The sequence below is a fragment of the Sphingomonas fucosidasi genome (assembly GCF_036663855.1).
GTDB classification, from domain to species: domain Bacteria; phylum Pseudomonadota; class Alphaproteobacteria; order Sphingomonadales; family Sphingomonadaceae; genus Sphingomonas; species Sphingomonas faeni_B.
This window is the reverse complement of the sequence record NZ_JAXOJR010000003.1, coordinates 255828-273688: the sequence shown is the minus strand read 5'-3', so window position 1 is coordinate 273688 and position 17861 is coordinate 255828. Positions and strand designations below refer to the sequence as shown.

The 17861-nt window shown below is 55.7% G+C and carries 11 protein-coding genes; 3 read left to right on the top strand and 8 right to left on the bottom strand.

Features of this window, described 5'->3' with window-relative positions; all coding sequences use genetic code 11:
* Positions 1-73: 73 nt before the first annotated feature.
* The 8 genes from U1737_RS07705 to U1737_RS07670 form a co-directional block, all read right to left on the bottom strand.
* Positions 74-931, bottom strand: a complete 858-nt coding sequence (locus U1737_RS07705) for a hypothetical protein (RefSeq protein WP_332796261.1) — start codon at positions 929-931, stop codon at positions 74-76.
* Between the two features lie 891 nt (positions 932-1822).
* Complete coding sequence (locus U1737_RS07700) at positions 1823-3343, bottom strand: argonaute/piwi family protein (RefSeq protein ID WP_332796260.1); 1521 nt, start codon at positions 3341-3343, stop codon at positions 1823-1825.
* Complete coding sequence (locus U1737_RS07695; RefSeq protein WP_332796259.1) at positions 3340-4908, bottom strand: toll/interleukin-1 receptor domain-containing protein; 1569 nt, start codon at positions 4906-4908, stop codon at positions 3340-3342. The genes U1737_RS07700 and U1737_RS07695 overlap by 4 nt, the downstream gene beginning before the upstream one ends.
* Complete coding sequence (locus tag U1737_RS07690) at positions 4874-7468, bottom strand: DEAD/DEAH box helicase (protein ID WP_332796258.1); 2595 nt, start codon at positions 7466-7468, stop codon at positions 4874-4876. Before U1737_RS07690 ends, U1737_RS07695 begins: the two co-directional genes overlap by 35 nt.
* Before the next feature lies 1 nt (position 7469).
* Positions 7470-9536 carry a site-specific DNA-methyltransferase gene (locus U1737_RS07685; RefSeq protein ID WP_332796257.1) on the bottom strand — a complete coding sequence of 689 codons (2067 nt, stop codon included), beginning with the start codon at positions 9534-9536 and terminating at the stop codon, positions 7470-7472.
* Between the two features lie 211 nt (positions 9537-9747).
* On the bottom strand, positions 9748-10398 hold the full coding sequence (locus U1737_RS07680) for a retron system putative HNH endonuclease (RefSeq protein WP_332796256.1): 651 nt from the start codon (positions 10396-10398) through the stop codon (positions 9748-9750).
* Complete coding sequence (locus tag U1737_RS07675; protein WP_332796255.1) at positions 10395-11657, bottom strand: AAA family ATPase; 1263 nt, start codon at positions 11655-11657, stop codon at positions 10395-10397. The genes U1737_RS07680 and U1737_RS07675 overlap by 4 nt, the downstream gene beginning before the upstream one ends.
* Positions 11658-11896: 239 nt before the next feature.
* Positions 11897-15364, bottom strand: a complete 3468-nt coding sequence (locus U1737_RS07670; RefSeq protein WP_332796254.1) for a DEAD/DEAH box helicase — start codon at positions 15362-15364, stop codon at positions 11897-11899.
* Between the two features lie 648 nt (positions 15365-16012).
* Here U1737_RS07670 and U1737_RS07665 point away from each other — a divergent pair.
* The 3 genes from U1737_RS07665 (at position 16013) to U1737_RS07655 (ending at position 17330) form a co-directional block, all read left to right on the top strand.
* Complete coding sequence (locus tag U1737_RS07665; protein ID WP_056414067.1) at positions 16013-16270, top strand: hypothetical protein; 258 nt, start codon at positions 16013-16015, stop codon at positions 16268-16270.
* Positions 16260-16496, top strand: coding sequence for a hypothetical protein (locus tag U1737_RS07660; RefSeq protein ID WP_332796253.1), 237 nt, complete (start codon positions 16260-16262; stop codon positions 16494-16496). Before U1737_RS07665 ends, U1737_RS07660 begins: the two co-directional genes overlap by 11 nt.
* An 81-nt stretch (positions 16497-16577) precedes the next feature.
* Positions 16578-17330 carry a hypothetical protein gene (locus U1737_RS07655; protein ID WP_332796252.1) on the top strand — a complete coding sequence of 251 codons (753 nt, stop codon included), beginning with the start codon at positions 16578-16580 and terminating at the stop codon, positions 17328-17330.
* The last annotated feature ends 531 nt before the right edge of the window (positions 17331-17861 follow it).

Genomic DNA, 17861 nt, shown 5'->3' with positions numbered 1-17861 from the left:
ATATGGCTCAAATTGGTCAGTCGGCTGACCGCCCGCTTGCCGTGCAGATCGGTCTATTTCACACCGGGACTGCTCACGGTCTGACCAACGGCGCCAAGAAATGACGAATTTCATGCAATCGGAGCAAGGCTGCGATCTCCCCCGATAGCTTTACCTCTGTCACAAGGAACGCCTCAACGGGCACTTGCTCACGCACATCCATCGCCTCCTTCACGGCGCGATACTTGATGCACTGATAGACGCCGCGCCGTAGATCCACCTCGTTCGAGATGCGGGACTTGATCTCAAGCACCACGGTACGGTTCTCCAGATGGTAGACTGAATCGATACGGTCGCCCGAATCGAGCCGAAACTCGGTCTCGGTCCTGGCTGCGGCGAATCCGCGGCGTATCTCAGCTGGATTGGCCGTCACCCACAGGCGTAGGGCACGATGGTGGTCGCCTTCTCCGCCCGCGCCATACTTGTGCGAACCGGTTCCGTAGTCGTCCTCTTTGCCTTTGTGGCGTCGGTCGCGCTCGGCGCCGATGACGGCGTCGTCGAGCTCGTCACCGAATACGCGCTGGTACAGCGCAAACCATTCGGCCGGGGAATAGGCATAGACCTCCGCCGCGGCCCTCTCAAAGTGTTCCCGCCAGCTCGCAGGGTATCGCTGCTTGTAGCTCTTGGACGCCAGCTTTGGATTACGGAACCGGGTCGCCATGTAAGAACCCGCTCCCTTGCTAGGCATGCGGTCCTTCTGATTAACCACGAGGACGTTGATTAGCGGCGCATCCGGCTCGACAGCTTGGATGTGGTTCATGAGTTCTCCAGCCACAAGCCCGATCCGGGTCGCAAACACGGTGGAGAAGCCGGCTTCCGCTTCCAGTCGATGTTTCACCTCCCCATATGAAATCGTTGCCCCGTCCAAAGCCGCTGCGATCAGCCAGCGCATAGTAGGCGCCAGCCCATGCTGGAGCAGGTTGTCGTTCGTCGCCGCGTATCGCGCTCGGCTCGTAACCATCGGTCTCCCCTCCCGTCATTTCTGAGCTGCGAGGATACGATCCTCTTCGGCAAAGACCATAGCCCCCTACCCGGATAAGGTTTCCGAACATATGGAACCGATCAATCCAACCCCGGCATACTGAATTTGCCCAACGGCCAATGCTCCTGCTTAAAGAATTAACGTGCCTATATCGGGAGCGATTTGTACGCACGCGATAGAGGTGTCGCATGGCAACAGTCGGCACCTGGCAAACTCCGCGAAGCTGGCATATCTTTGAAGCTTAACGTTACTAAAAACCGTCCAAACTTAGGGCTTTTAAATGGCAACAGTAAATTCCGCTCCTACCGAGCTTGATGAAAAACCCTCTATGGACAACCTGGTTAACCTTCGGATCGCCCATTTGAGCATGATCCAAGCTACCATATCGCGAATGGCAGGGTACAGCGCTACCGCCAAAAACTTCTGTGTTACAGTGTTAGCGGCACTTATTGCTCTATCAAGCCAAGAAAATGCAGGTAAGCTGTTGCTAGGTGCAATATCGCTAACGATATTGTTAGGTTCTATCGATTTATACTATCTTATCTTAGAAAGAAGTTTTCGAGACCTCTACTCCGATATATCGTCGAGGAGCTTCATAAAAGCGGATCTAGCCATTGCCCCTCGAAAGATAAAAACTAGTAACGTGGCGAAGGCTATGCGAAGCCCATCCTTGCTATTGTTTTACTATCCTATCCTGGCGGCATGTGCGTTCGCGTTCTATACTATACCAGAAAGGCAGCCTCACAAATCACATTTATCGCATCCTAAAGCGGAGGGTCGCAAAACAAGTGAGTTAAAAAATCAAATGTAATGTCGGAATGGCAGCGGTGGTGGATTTATCTCTGGTGGGATTGCCGTTAGTACCGCTCCTACCCTATCGGCAAAACGTAGCGTTACCGGAATACCGTCGCCGTAAATGCAAGTATTGAAGTTAACCTTAGTGAGAGCAAGAACATCCGACATAACTAATTGGAGATCGGCTTCTCCTCTGCAAATATCAATCAAAAGCGGACTCGGAACCTCTCGGCCTTGATATGTTTGTAGGCGAGGTACAAAACCGATCGTCCAAAGCAGCCCTTGGGTATGCGATAACCTACGTGCCAGGCCTCTCAAAGCTGTAAACCGATCACTTCGATATAGCTTGTGCTGACCACTCCGACGTATTCTCACTCCAACAAGTTTGGTAGTGTCGGGAACGCCGTCTAAGAATCCTTGCCATTCGGCGTCGGTGAAGCGCGCCTTTCCATGGATAAATACCTCGCTTGGCGGCCCCCCATGCTGTGAGGTGTAGGCGCCGATAGCCTTTTTCATCAACAATTCGGCATTGCATCTATCAAGATGGTATTCGCCGGTTCGATCAGAGTACCAGTTGCCAACTGCGCCCTTGAAGACAAGACCATCGCCGTCTGAAAGAAACATCTGGGCACCGCAGCATGCCTGGTTTCCAGAACTCTCGTCTAAACGTTTATAGACCATGCCCAGGTAGCAAACCCCTGGGCGAATTCCTTCAATTCGCCAAGGCTGCCCCCCCGCCTTGTAAAAGGCTGCAGTGCTCAAATTCCAAGCGATATCTGCCGGTCCTTGGAGCCTTCTACCGGGCCGGCCGTCCGGCCGAACGAAAGCCTTGGGATTTAGCGTCGTTTCCCGGACCACCTGCACCACGGCACGAACTTCCAACAGCCGACCTTTCAGTTGGTCATGGAAATTTCGAGCATAGCGGTGTTTCTGAGCAGCTTCATTAACATCATCTAAAAAAGAAAATAGAGGCGAGGCCGCCATCGATTTTGCATCGCTATGCTTCAGTCGCTGAGCCTGATTAGTACGCTCGGCCATTGGGACTTGTGACAGTGGCCGTCCGCGTTCGAACAATTCCTCTGGAACGATCACAAACCAGAAATCGACCGGGAATTCTTCTTCGTTCACATATTGCGCAATACGATCCCGGTATATGCTCACAGCGTTGTAAATCCGCTGATGGGGATCTGCATGGCGCAGGACATCGGTAATAGTGCCAGCATCGATTTCGATGCTGGCGACTGGCTCTGTTGGCCACTCGCAGCGAAACGTCACCTGAAAGCCCGGAAAAGTTGACTCTTTCGGATCTCCCGGCACTGACACCGCAACTGGCATCTGAATACCAGATACCCATGTATTCAGGTGCGCTAAGCCTGCGCGGGTGCCGATGGCGCCTATTCGTAGCTGCTTGGGCTGACGCCGGTCGCTGACCGGTCCAAACGCTGTTAAGCCGTCCTTTGGATGTTCCATCGACTGGTTAAAGCCGAAAAGGCAGCGCGGCTCGGGTATATAGAGTAAATCTTTCAAAGGTCAGATCCCTCTATCTCAACCCAATCATCGCCACCGTCATCCTCGGCGTACGGATCTTCATCGGGGACGGCGTCGACTTCTGTAACTGGGGCGCCAGGCCGAGCCCTTTTAACTGGCAGGTCGAAACCCACGGGACTCAAAAACTGCTCGGGCCGAACGTCCAGTTCACATACTTGGTCGCGCGAAACGGGCAGATCTACAAAGCCGTCTGCGTCCGCAAGATGAGAAAAGTATGCAAGGTGCAAAGTTCGCCATTGCTCATTGAACCACGATTTACAAAAGGATCGACGTATTTTGTGAGCACGTTCCGCGTCTCCCAGTAGGGACTTACCATCGGTAGTAAATGCTACGTGTGGCTCGACAATAACCTCTTCGCGGCTACGACCAAGCGAAAACCAAACTCGGGGTGCGAAATGCCAGTGCATGTCGACCACCCGCCCCTCTGCCGCTTGCTTGGTTTTTATTCCGTACAAAACCTTCTTACGGCGACGGCCATCAAGATCTTCGAAATTTACATACCGATCAGGTATAGTTCCCGCGGGTAGGTACCACCCGGTTCGTCCTGACGAAAGATTGAGGGCTGCCAATCCTCTGCTTACGCAATGCCTGTCCCAGGCTTGTCGGAGAATATTAGCAGTATGATTGCTGGCATCCCTGGAAAGTATATTCGGGGCACCCTTTTCCGGGCGGCCGTCAAGGAAGCGATTAATCTCTACCTCAGCACGGGTACGAATCTCACATTCCGGTAGAAGCGCCTGAATCTCGTCTAAACCGCAGAAAGACAGAAGTAAGTTGTCGTGTACGGCACATGATATGGGCAGCGTACTCGCGACTGACTTCAACGCGCCTGGTGCTACCGATAGGTTATAAATTTTCATAGCCGCGGGTAATTGTGCAAGTCCTAAGGTATTTGACATATGCAACTCGTCGCGTTCGATGACTCGATGTCGGCCTTCGAACCAATCGGCGACCCAAGCTCCAACGGCCGCAGGCTGAGCTGTTTTGGGAAACGCTTCTTTGGTCAACACTTTCATTAGCCTTCCCAGCCCCTCAGCCCATGACGGATGAAAAGGTATGGCGTTCTGCCGGCCCAACTGGATTGGCATGTCTTTGCGGCTCAATGGCGCCAGCGTTATTGGAAGCAGAAACTTGTCGTGCGGAATGCTGTGTGCCTCAGCGGTCGCTGTAGCACGCTCGATCTCGTCTAGAACGCCGTTCTTGAGGCGTGTAATTGGTGAGACCACTACGACTGTCTTACCAATAACAGTATCGAAGGCTTCCTCGATATCCGTCCAAAATCGCTCGCCGCCAATCAAGCGGGTCGCTTCGGACCAAACTTGATAGCCAGCGTTAGCAAGCTGGATGCTCAACCAAACTGCAAACTCGGTGTCCTCAGGCATCGCGTGGCTGAGGAAGATGACGTTTCGACCGCTAACGGGAGTGGTTGACTTCAAGGAGCTCAAAGCAATGATACCTCCTTGAACTTCCGCTCGCAAAGCGCGCCGCGCACAAGGTCGCTTAGGTATATCAAGCGACGTAATCGGCAGCTGCGCCGCTCTCATACAACGCTTGGATTGACGATGCAGAATTAACGGCTGCCCGTACGGTTGGTTCGGTTAGATCCAAAACCCTATACCTGTCGCCTACCTTGGCAATGGCATCGACGCGTCGATAGGCAGCATGGTTAACTCTCGCATATTCAGCCATCCCCCGAAGTTTTGGGACCGAGTCGCTTAGGTGAATACCGTGTGGATCGACGATATCTGCAGCTATAGAACCATCAGGTAGCTCAGAGAAAAAGATGAAATCCGGGCGGGTTATTTTAATAGAGCCATTATCCTCATATGTGACTCCTAACGAATCCTGGCTGGCGCGAGGTGGGTTACGATACCATGCAACCGTGCTAGCCCGCTCAAGTTCCGCTGCGACTACCTGCTCCTCCCACGCATTAAGCTGCTCGGGGAACAAGCCCTCCTCATCGCATAGTAAATGGTTTTTGAGACGAGGTATCGGAGTCTCTGTTCCATCAAGACCGCGTGCGACCGTCGGCTGCATCCACAGCCTTGGCTTAGCCAGGTCGATGTCCATCGGAGTGGGACTCATCTCGCGGATCAGCCGGTATACATCTTGCCGTTCATCCCCAAGATCCTTGATTTGCACGCGGTATGTGGTGAGCCATAAGTTTGCCTGCTTGTCAGCCTCGGCGTCGAGATACTGGGACACTTCGGAAACCATACCCAGCGCAGCTACGACTGTATGAGCTTCATTCAGCGTTTCCTCATCAAGTTCGCCGTCGCCGAGCGACGTTGCCAAATACTCTACGTACGTCTTCGCTAGATCAAAGCCGATCACCCGGGCAGACCGACGGTACGCTGCCTCGATGGCCGCGTTGTCTGCTGCTTCAACGAAGTCGTCGAATGACATGCGCTTTGAGTGGAGTTCGGCTCGGAGGCTTTTGCCTTCTACGGTCAAGACGCTTGTTCGGGCCTCTGCTATCTGGACGCTGTATCGTGCACTCGCCGCATCAAGGCTCTTGTGCATTTCGGTTCGCGCTAATTTACCCGCACCATCGAGAAGACGGTCAACCGCAAGCTCGTGGGCAAGTACCATAAGCCGTTTCACAGGCCGGGTTTGACGGCGAGGAAGCGACTGCGAAGGTAACGAAAGAAGTTTGTCCCAAACGTCAGATGATATGGTTTTATTTGGCCGCATTTCTTTCGGGTTAATCAAAACGCGACGTTCAGATAGTTCTTCGCCGCTATCGACGCCGGACATCAACGCGATGGCTACTTCCTTTACCGAACGGGCGTCAAAAAAGGGTAGAAGACAGTCGACCGAATTAAGCCGCTCATTGCCCGGTATACGTCTCGCAAGTGGCGTTCGCACCATCCGGCCAAGAAGCTGAGTTATCTGGGTCTTGTCCTTGACCGGGCGAAACGAGACCATCACCTCGGCTCGCGGGCAATCCCAACCGGTACTAATTGCATCTTTCGCAATTAATATCCGCACCCAGGTGGACTCCTGTACACGCTCTGGTGAAATATAAGGTACGTTATATGGCCCAAACGTTTGTACGGTGTGCTCCCCAAAGACGTGAGCAACTGCGTCGTCAGGCAAGCTCGGCCAATGCTTGTAGATAGTCGCAATCGCGGCGCCAATTTCGGCATGATCAGGCGTGTTTGGGACCTGAAGAACCATTAACGGGACAACCCCGTTAGTCAAACGCTGCTCAATTGCGTAAGCGTCCCAGGCTTTTGAGATATCTTTAAGTTTCTCTGTACCCCGCCTAACTAAAACAGTGTCATATTGGCCAACCCCGGTTGGCACGTCTAGAATAATCGTATCTTTGAGAAGGCCGGAACTCTGAACCTTGACTGCGTCAACTACTACGTTCGGAAGAGTGGTACGATCTTCCATCTCCGAGATAGCTGAGTTAAACCGCTCGACGGTGGCCGATATTCCCCAAACGACAGGAATTCCTTCGGTACCGCCTGAGCCGTTGATTAACCTTTTGACGATCGTCGGGCGTTCATCGCTTAACGACCGGGTCGAGGTCTTCATTCCGCGATGAGCTTCGTCAAGAACGAGAAAAAGCGTCAGGCTTGGATCGTCGATCGTGTTTTGGATGATGTCCCAGATCGTGAACGATCGCAAATCGGGCATTACCCCTTGGCGGCCGTCGGCACCCGAACCGTCTATGGTGTCGTCGGCGCCGCGAACTAACAGGCTGCTTCGGCCAAGCTTTTGGGTATTTAGAAAGTAGACTTTTCCACCTTCCAGCTTGTCCCGATTAAAGGTGTTCTGGATCGTTACTAAACTGGAGATCGGTATACGGTCAGACGCCTCGCGCAGACGAAATCTGGACTGCTCATTTAGGGATGGGTCGTCGCTTAGCCATATCACTACAGCCCCGCTATCAGGCGCCGCGCCACTTGCGTCATCGCCATAAAACAATGACTCAAAGACGGCTGCCGCCATGACGGTTTTTCCAGCGCCTGTTGTGGCGGTCAGAGAAAATGCGCTGCGTTCGCCGTCTTCGTGCCAGCGTCGCGTCGCTTTGCGAAGATTCTGAAGAACGTCGCGGACGGCGTCGTCCTGGTAATCTTTAAGTGTGAACTTCATATCAGCGACCAGCAGAGAGGCGAAAGTTGGAAAGGTAGGCTTCGTAAAGCCGTATTGGCTCGATACCAGGCGGAAGTTTTTGAGCAACGGATTGAAATAGACCGTCGTCGTTAGTCACGATGTAAGTGACGGCGATAGTGCTATTGGCTATTCCATTGTAAAACTCGGCAGCTTGATCAAGGTCTGCCAAAATCGCGTAGGTTTCAGAAACGCCCCATCCACACGATGGTATCTGGTCTATCCTAGGGCCCCTACCACCGGCTCGCATCCATAACAGGGGGGCTATACGTTCGAAGGCGAGATCATGCTCGATGGTAACTCGGGTTTCATAGGTGAGTGTAAAGAACTCGGCATTTTCGTCAAAACCGTCCGCCATGGCAAAACTGTCGTTAACACGATACTCGCCTTGAAGATCGGTTCCATCCGGACGCTTTCCCTCAATGGCGGAACGAATGCGGGGCTTGGTGATAAATTCGCATATACCTTGCGCCTCCCATTCAGCATCGCCCGGCCTATAGCCGGCTTTACGTAGAGCGATATTCTCGGCCGGGCCTACCTCGTTGTTGGTAATCGAGATACTCTGTCTATGGCCGCCATCTTGCCGGTTCAGCCGCATTACTGCGTGTGCTGTTGTTCCCGAACCGCTAAAAAAATCCAGAACAACCGCATCTGGTTTGTTAGCTACGAACAGACGCAAGCAATCTTCCACGGCATGAAGGCTCTTTGGAAACGGAAAATTCCGCTCACCAATCATACTTTTCAACAAATCCGTTCCGTATATCTCGGCATTATGAGACGGGCGAAGCCAAGTTGAAGTCGGCATCTTTACTTTACTGGTTATATACTTGGCGATGACACTTCCGTCGCTATTGCTTCCAACGACTTGGGCTCGGCCGGTCGTAATGTCAGCGATCCGTCCGGACGTAAGATAAGAAATCTCGAAAGGCTGTGGCTTTCCGGGCGCATGCCGTCCGACGCGGACATAACCTTTTGCGAGCAGGTTTTTTAGAGAGGGGGCTGTCAGGCCCCAGTTCATCTCAGTACTATCTTCACGAATTGGAAAAACAGTCGTGCAACCCGGGAGGTTGGGTGCTGTGCTTCGATCGACAGCGTGCGGGAGTGCCGCTCCAATACCCTGAATGACGCCCAAGCTGTCTACGTAGATTGGAAAAAACTGTCCGGTTCCGCCCTTCGGCGTTCCTCGGCGGGAGCTGAGGTCGCTTCGCCTTAGTGTTCTCCAAGGCACCTGAGCACCGGTCCCAAAATCCTCGTCGGGTTCACCAAGAACGCAAGCTTTTCCGAAGGCGAGAAAGAAAAGGTACTCTTCTGATCGACCAAACTCTCCTTGTCGGTACTTCCCACGTGGATTGATTACTGACGTGATCATCTCCATGCGAGCTTCTGGAAAAGTCTGTTCTAGCAAAAGGGAAAGCCGCGAAACTTCCTTGTCATCAATAGCGACAATCATCACACTATTCTCGCGATTCAGTAGGTCACCAGCCAGTAGAAGTCTTCGCTCCATCATCGCTAGCCACTTTGAATGGCGGTAAAGGTCATCCTTCTCTACGTAATTATTGTTATATTTCCAGTCCTGAGCGCCGGAATTATAAGGAGGGTCGATGTAAATCGCATCTACGCGACCACGGTGAGTGAAAAGCAGGGCCTGGAGCGCGTGAAAGTTTTCGCCGTTAATGACGACGTGGGAGGGTTTATTCTTATCTTTCTCGATCTTCCCAGTGCTGAGCAAGCCCGGGTAAATGCTGTCGCGAAACTCCGCCACGGCAACCAGCTCGTCAACCGGAATGGCCATCGGCGGATCAGCCGGCGAGTGCAGAGGTGTCAGAACGCCTTTTCGGTCAGCCCCCTTACCCTCAATTCCGATTACCTTCCATAGGCCAGTATCACCGGATGCAAGCGCCCCGCGTTGGGGTAAAACTCGCACCTTGCCGCCCTTCCTGATCGTGCGTCCTGGAAGTTCGACAGTTTCTGGCTGATGCCGTTCGAAGTTAAGCCCGAACGCGCGCCTTGCCGCTATCGCTTTGAATTCGTGCTCCAATTCGGTGCTCAAATGGGTGTCCAGGCCTCGCACTCGCTGGATCAGGTCTGTCAGGCGCGACAAAAATTATCGCCCTCGGGGTTTCGCACCTTAATAATCACGCTTGTGCCTCATGCCACTGTCGTTTCGACGGCCTACTATGACGGCTTATTCCGCAGCGTCCACTGCCGCAACCGATACCTCGGCAGCTGCGGCTGAGCGGGCCTTAACCCGGGCGGTTCTCCTAGATTAGCTCGTCCTCTAGGTATCGGGCAGCGACTTGGCTGAATGCCTTAAGGCGGCCACTAGGGTCAGCGGTGTGCCATCGCTCAATCTCTGCGGCTATCGTAGCTGGACTTAGTTCGCCGGCGGCGACGTCGGCTTCCAATGCGGCGATGATTTGCCTTCGTTCGAGAGCTAACGCGTCATCATCCAGAGCTAGGCGATGGATCATAGTGGTCGCAGCGAGATCAGGTGAGTTGGTCGGACCTATATTGCCTAGGCCGTCGTACCTGAAACGGCTGTCGCTATCCGGCGATGAAGGAATGATAAAGTTCGGGCTGGGTATCCAATCTTCCTTCTCTGTGCCGCACGTCGCGGGGCATGTGTCGCCCGTAGCTCGACCACACGAAATAAAGAGGTTCCACCACTCGACTGACCAGTTCCGAAACTTTTTTTGGGGGAAAAAGTGCTCAATGTGGCTATCGCTTCCATCGGCGAGAACCGCTCGCCCGCAATAGGCGCAGAGGAATTGATGTTCTTTCAGCAGCGCTTCGCGCGCTGCCGTCATCGGCTCGCCGCTCAGGTTTCCATAGGTTGGTGTCCAGTCCTCGTTAGCCAGATTTAGCCACGCGACGAACGCCAGTGGCGCCGCTCCTTTAACCACGGTTCTCACTTCGCCCTCGTAGTCCGACGTTGGATACGAGCCTCTGCTATCGCAATTTCGGGTGCCGAGCCCTCGATCGCGGACGCGGCCGCTTCAAGTGCGTCCTTCGCTCTCTCAAGGTCACCTTCAGAAAGTGCGATCTCAACGGCTTCCAACGCATTTTGCGCCTCGGCACTTCGTTCATCGGCACCTAGCGCGCTTGCCAGAATGAAATTACTATCCCGCCCGCGGGTAGCAGCAACCTTCTTGATCCTGCTGCCACGAGATGAGAATTCCAGAACACGAAGATGGTGTGCACCAATCTCCCCAACTACCTGCGGAGAGTGCGTAGTAACAATAAATTGACAATTGGGGAATGCTTCCATCAACCACGGCATTACCTTGCGTTGCCAGCGGGGATGAAGGTGTAACTCGATTTCGTCGATCAATACAATTGCACTGCCCAGACGAGCATCCTTGCTAATGCTGCTAATCATTGACAACCGCCGCGCAAGGTCGCCAGCGAGAGATAGAAACGTACGTTCACCCGTCGAGAGCTGCTCTATATGAAGTTCAACCTTGCCCTTTCGAACTGTTAAGCCTCTAGGGGGAACGGTACTGTAACTTAGTTCGCTTAGGCCTGTTGCTGCCTTTATAGCTCGACGCACCGTGTCGAGTTGCGGGTCCTTATAATCGTTGTCCCGCCGCTGAATGCGAAGTTCTTCCGTTTCTCTTTCTTGGAACCAATACGTGAACCCGCGAAAATCCAAACCAGAATTGCTTCGGCTTTCTACAAAAGCATCGTGGGCATTATGCTTTGCAGATCCCGTCTTACGCTTCGGGATATCCACTAGAGCACGGCGTTGGTCATAATAAATCGGCAAGCTTGTATCAGTTAGATAATACTGCTCCTCTTCCGCCGAGTCAGCGATAAATCGCACGAGCTGATTAAGGCCATCCAATTCGCTCGATCTCGGTCTTAGGACGCGTTCTCTTGCTCCTTGTTTCGCTAGCGACCAGCGATATGACATTCCGCCTTCTTCTACCTCAAGCGCTATTTTGGTTTCCGGCGTGTTCGCTCGCGCGTCATATTCGCTAAGGCGCCGGGCTGTAGCCCGTGTAGACAATAGTCGCGCTGAGTATTGATCCAATAAGATCGCAATTGCGTCGAGCACACTAGTTTTACCGGCGCCATTTGCTCCAACGAGCACCGTAAGCTGCTTGTCGAAATCAATTACGGTACGATGGAAGCCGCGAAAATCACGAAGGACAAGCCTATGAAGACGCATTTATCAGCCGATCCATATGCATTAACACTTCGTTACGGACAAAATATTTAGTCGAATTGCGGAATAGCCCTGTCATAGATTTGAGTCCACTTGCGCCCTGAGAACCGCCGTCTCCGGCCACTGCCTGTCACCTGATTGGGCCCAGTTTACGGTGATCGCCACCGAAAGCGAAGAGGCTGTTTTCCACTAGAAATCTGACGGATCGACGATGTCAGAACGTCAGATTAAACCTCAGTTGATCAAATTCTGGCCTGGAGCAGTGTAAGCTGGTGACTCATTTCTGATGCATGCCCGACGCCTCGCCAAGCACCGTGAGACCCGACCACGTACAGGTTTTGCTTGGCGCGAGAAACGGCAACATTGAGGATGTTGGGGGTGCTGGCCGCCCAAGCACGTGCTCCACCCTGCGAAGCGGCTGGAGCACCTAATACCAAGATTACTGTCTCCGCTTCACGCCCCTGAACTGTATGGACAGTGCCTACCCGATCGCGCAGCCATTCACGGCCTTCGAGGCCCAGCGTCGACAATAGACTCCCCTCCTGATCGAGACGACGCCGTATCTCCTGCGCGACGATCCGGAACGGTGTGACGATAAACAGGTCGGGCCTAACAATGCCACCATCGGCGAGCGTGCGTAGCAGTCCGACGATACGCTCGCCTTCGGCTGGACACCATTTGGATGTTGCTTCACCTACGATGTCGAACCAGCCGGACGGACCAAGTAATTCGCCAACCCGCCCCGGCATACGCGGGCCGGCCGCGTGCACCATCTGGTGATCATAGGCGATCGCGTTGGCGATCCCGAACATTGGCTCTTGGCAGCGGCGATGGACCAGCAGCGGCACACCCACCTCGCGCCGGCCCCGGTCAGTGTCGAAACCACCCTTGAAGCGTGAGGCTCGGTCAGCAGCGGTCTGGACGCTCGCCTCGGGCGCGCCCCACATGTCGGCGTCTACTTTGAACCATCGACAGACTTCTTTCGTCAGCCGGTCTGGTAGCGACACGACGGGCGGCACCTGCAGTGGATCGCCGACCACGACTACCCGACGCGCGCGCATCACCGCTCCCACGGCCGCCTGTGGCAGAGCCTGGCCTGCTTCGTCGATCAGCAGCCAGCCGAACGAGCCCTCCCCCAGCTCGCCGAACATGGCATCTACCGAGGCAAAGGTGGTCGACAACACCGGCACAACCAGGAACAGGGTGGACCACAGGTCGCCGAGCAGCGCGAGCTTGGCCGGATCTTTGGGTGGCCCGTTCTGCAGCACGCCCATCAGCACGCTGAGGTTGTGAAGGACCTTCTGGGCAGCGGCATCGATGAAGGCGCGGTGCAGCGCAAGCGCAGCCAGGAACAGCGCCTCTCGCTTCCGGTGCAGCGTGTCGGGGATCCAGGGGGCGGCAAGGTTGGTTGCGTTATGTCCCTGCGCAAAAAAGGCGCCGTCGACAATGCGATTGCCCAGCCGCGGTCGGTGCGCATCTACGGCAGAAACAAGCCGCACCACCTCGGTCGCCTTGCCATCGCGCACACGCTGATGCTCCTCAACCGCAGCAGTGGCCGTACGAAGCTCATTGGCTACTGTGGCATGGACTCGCTCGCTCGTGGTCAGCACTTCCCGGCTCCGATCAGCGTCGGTCTGCAATCCCACCAAGACATTCGACCAGTTGCGCCACGGCACCGTGCGGAACAACCGGGCAAACAGCCCCGGCCGGATTCTCTGATGCTGGGCCAACGCCGCCATGCGATAATCGTGTACCGAGGCGGCATCGGCACGTGAGTGGCGCTCGACCTTCTCGCGGGCTTTGGCGTGGACCTGGAAGACGACGAGCGGTGTCAGCGCCGCCTCCGCCAAGGCAAGCGCCTGACGGGCGCCGGCAAGCTCCAGACAGGTCTGTCGCACAGCCTCCAATGCGGCCAGCTCCGCAGTGACCTCCCGATGCAGTTCTGTGAAAGATCGGCGCGCACGCAGCCACGCTCTGGCGACAGTGCCAGAAGCCGGTGGCTGCTCACGCAGCACGACAGAGGGCAACTCCCGCCTAATAACGTGGCTCTCCTCGTCCTTGATCTCGCGGAGGACGGAGTCGCCCTTTACCGCCTTCAGGTATATCCGGAAGCCACGATCCCTGTCCCACCAGAAGCGCTGCGTGAACTTGAAGCGGTTGCGGGCATTACCCAGAACCGCCGCCACCAGTCCCCACGTCTCGATCGGGACGGTATTCTCCCCCTCCCCTTCCCCTTCCGCGGTGCCGTGCATGTGGTCGCTGATGGAGCGAAAATAGCTGCACTCCTCCAGCGGACGACCCACTGCCTTGGCGGCGGGTAACTCGCGGCTGACATTCTCGACCGCCTTGTTGTTGCTGGACGCGACGACCACCTCGTGACCGCGCACGTTGGGGGCCAGCCGGTAGAAATTGTAGAAGGCCTTTGGCCCGGCAGCCATCTTCTGACCGGTGACGGTGAAGGCGTCATTCGGATCATCAAATTCAATTAGCGCCAGGGCCCTGTCGAGCACGGCGCCGGCGACGACATCGCGCAGTAGCGTGGTCTTGCCGGTCCCCGGTGGACCATTGACCGCAAGCAGCCCACCAATAGCTGGCTCGCGTCGCGCCAAATTGACTGCAGCCTGCTGAAGAAGCACCAGCGGATGCCCGCTGGGACTTGGCCAACGCGCAGCGGGCATAAGCTTGGGCGCTACCGCGGCTTCCAGTGCCGATGGCTCAAGTTGGAGGTCGAAAGTGCGCTCGGACGTGGCGACACCAAGATAGCGGCGTAGCGTCTCGGGCATGCGGGTGGGATCGAGCTTGCGGGCCTTGCTGAGATCACCCAGAAAGAACGAGTTAAGCAGGTCTACTTCAGGGGGTTTGGCTGCCTTGTAATAGTGGTAAACGCGCACCGCGAAACTGGGTGGTTCGACGAGGTCACTAGGAATGCCAAAGGTCTCCACTAGGTAGCGAAAGGCACGATCGATTAGGGGTAAATCAAGCGGCACCGGTCGCCCATCCTCGTCAACGCGGCGGAGCATTTTTTCTAGTTGTTCGACCATGTCACTTTCGACGTTAGGCCAGTTGCCCAGCTCGCCGAGCCGCATCTCCAGAGCTAGCGGCAGCGCCCATCCAAAGCTCGATATGCCAATAGATTTCTCAGGCAGCAGGCAGCCTTCACGATCCACGAGCAGCGCCGCAACGATGGCCTTTTCGCGGGCTCGATTGGAGCGTTCCTCATCCACGCCGAACGTCTGAATCAGACGTTGCATGGCGCCGTCGACATGGACCGCGCCGAGAACCACCTGATAGTAAAGTTGCCGGTCCGGCTTGGACCGCTCACGTAGTGTCCACGGTAGCTGGTCATGCAGTGGCGCCACGCACCTAAGATCATCGTTCGCGCAGTTTTCTGGACGCCGATAGGTCTGCGGCGACAAGGCTTCTAGCGCGGCCCAGGCAGACAGGATCGATCGGGGCTCGTCCGCACGATGCGGCGGGTCAGGATGTGTCAAAATTCGCTTCGATCGTGGCACGGTGGTGGAAGCCGGTTGCTGGGTGGCAGCGGCCGGTGTTCCGAGCCGCTCGCGCAGCTTACGCGCTCGCTCTGTGGAGCGGTGCGACAGCTCTTTGCGTAACATCTCACACACTGCCGGTTCACTGCCGGAGGCTGCATGCAGGATCTCTAGATCGGCAATGCTTTTTGCTGCCAGTGGCCGTTGCTTAAATGTCATGACCACCTTTAGTTAGTCTCGGCGACACAACGCAATATGGATGGCCAGTGAGCCATTCCTGATGCGCCATGCCGCACCGGATAAGGCGGGCGCCGTCGCCGGTGTCCAACCTTTAGGTGTTCGGTAGGGGCAACTTTGCGAGGCTTCGGAGCCGGACAGCAAGTTTACTCCCTCGTAATGGCTATTTGATCCCCAAATCGGATCAGACCAGAAACATTGAGTTTGCCATCGGAAGATGGGCAGCACTCTAGCGCGCTGTCCCGCGCGCTTAAGTTACTGTTGAAAAAGAATAATGGGGTCCTCTTCAACGGATGAGTGTGGGCCCAGGTTAAGGCGAATTTCATGCGGATTTGACAGCACACCTTACGCAAGCTGCGCTTGCCTTTTCCCGAGCTATATCAGCATCTTAGAAAGTACGAGTTGCGGCGGACCACGTCCGACAGATTGCGGGACATTGTCCGACGCCCACGGAATGGCGGTTATCAACCGTTTTTTCGTCGGACGACGTAGTACATATTCTCGAACTGTCTCCTGACGGCCCTTGAACCGTATACGCGTCCCGGCTAAACAGGAAGTCCGTCGAAGAGTCCACCAGCCCCCCTGCTAGGGAGCTGGAAGTTGAAACTATTCCGTAAATGCTCGGTCAGGTTGCCGCTCGACCTGTACACGCGCATCGATGCTCAGGCGGAAGCCGAGAGCTGCACGCCGTCCGACATCATCCGAAGCGCAATTGAGCAGCATCTTGGCCGCTCGGCCCTCATGAGCCAGAGCCATCGTCGCCAGCTTCGCGTAACGGAATATATGCAGGTCGCGATCGACGCGATCATCCGGGAAAACCACCCGGAATTGCGCGAGACGCTCGTCCTCGAGGCCGACCGTCGCATGAAGCTTCATCATGGCGCGTGACGACCCCAAAGCGCCCCGCGAGGACATCCGTAACGACCGGCGTCCGATCCCCCAGAAGCACCATAGCGCGCGCGGTGAAGCACCGCGCAATTCGGGCAACTTCACCCGAGGTAGCCAGCTTCTCAACACCCAGGTCCTGATGTGGCTACAGGGCGCCAAAATGCCGATCTACATGTGGCTTGGCATTTTCCTCATAGCGTACTCGACGATCCTCTCGCTTACGTGATTGTCGATTTCGCGCAGCAGCTCGGTGTCCTGCACCGCCGCGCAGTCAACCGGCGAGCACAGGAAGTCCGGAGTTCCGCCAATGGGCATTGATGACCGCGACTACATGCGCGATCGCTATCGCCAGCGCCAAGGACTTGGCGCCGGCACACCATGGTGGAATGACCGCAAAGGCCGACGGGAGCTTCATGAAGACCGCAAGGCGGTGCCGCTGGCAAGCGCTAGCTGGATTGGCGGAGGCGGCAGCGGCAGCGGGGTTGGTGGTGGCTGGTTCGATGCCGCCAATCGAGGCTTCGACTATCAGAAGAACCGACATCGACCCAGGCGGCACAACCGGGCGCACCCGGCGCAGAAATGGATGTTCCTGTTGTGGGCGATACCAATCCTGATCCCCGCGTATCGTGAGGCAAAACGCTCAGCCTGGATTCCAGATCGCGCGGTGGCGCTGCCCTTCCCCGCGTCCGGGACCGTCACGGTTAACAATAGCGTCGACCCGAAAACGGCGACCTCAAAAATTGGGGTGACAGCGGCAGATGCGAATGCTGTCGTACAGCTGTTCGATCGGAAGACCGATGTGCACGTTATCTCGGTCTATGTGAACCGAAACGAGGATGTATCCGTACCGGTGCCACCTGGCACTTACCGGATGAAGATCATCGAGGGGGACAAGTGGCACGGCCTGACGACATGGTTCGGTACATCGATCACCTATGAAACCGTGGTGAAGCCAATGATCTTTAAGCCCCGGGGCACCTGGAGAGTCGATCTTAACCGGTCGCCGGCCGGCAACCTCCACACCAGAATCAACTTTACCAACCCAAAACCGCTCAACTGAACAAGGGGAACAGACATGAATCGGACACTCGCAATCCTTGGAATGCTGGCGATCGCCCTCCCCTCCCCTCGCGACGGCGCAAAAGCTCGTTAAGGGCGGCAGCGGCATTGATGGTGACATGGAGGTGCCTTGCGGCGACCGATCGCTAGGGACAATCGCGCTAAGCTAGAAGCGTACCCGGTGAACTCTGCCAACGGGCTCTTTGCCGTTATGGTGGCTCTGATTTGGGTGGCTGACGCAGAGCGGTGGATGCCCGGGTGTTGACCTCCCCTCCCCCATTGCTGAAGCTGTTGGTGTCATAGTCGGGTGATCCCCTGCTCGTCGCCTGCGGAGAGGGTATAGATGGCCTTCGGCGCGGGCGGCAGCTTGCTGCGGGTGGATCGGTCGCTGGCGCAAACAATCAGGCTGCGCTGAAGGCGGCAGATTACCTATTGCATGCAAAGCTACTCTATTCTGACAACGATCCTGGCAGCAGCGGTGGTCGTCTAACTCCAGCAGACCACAACGTAGGCCCGTGAGGAGGGTGGATAT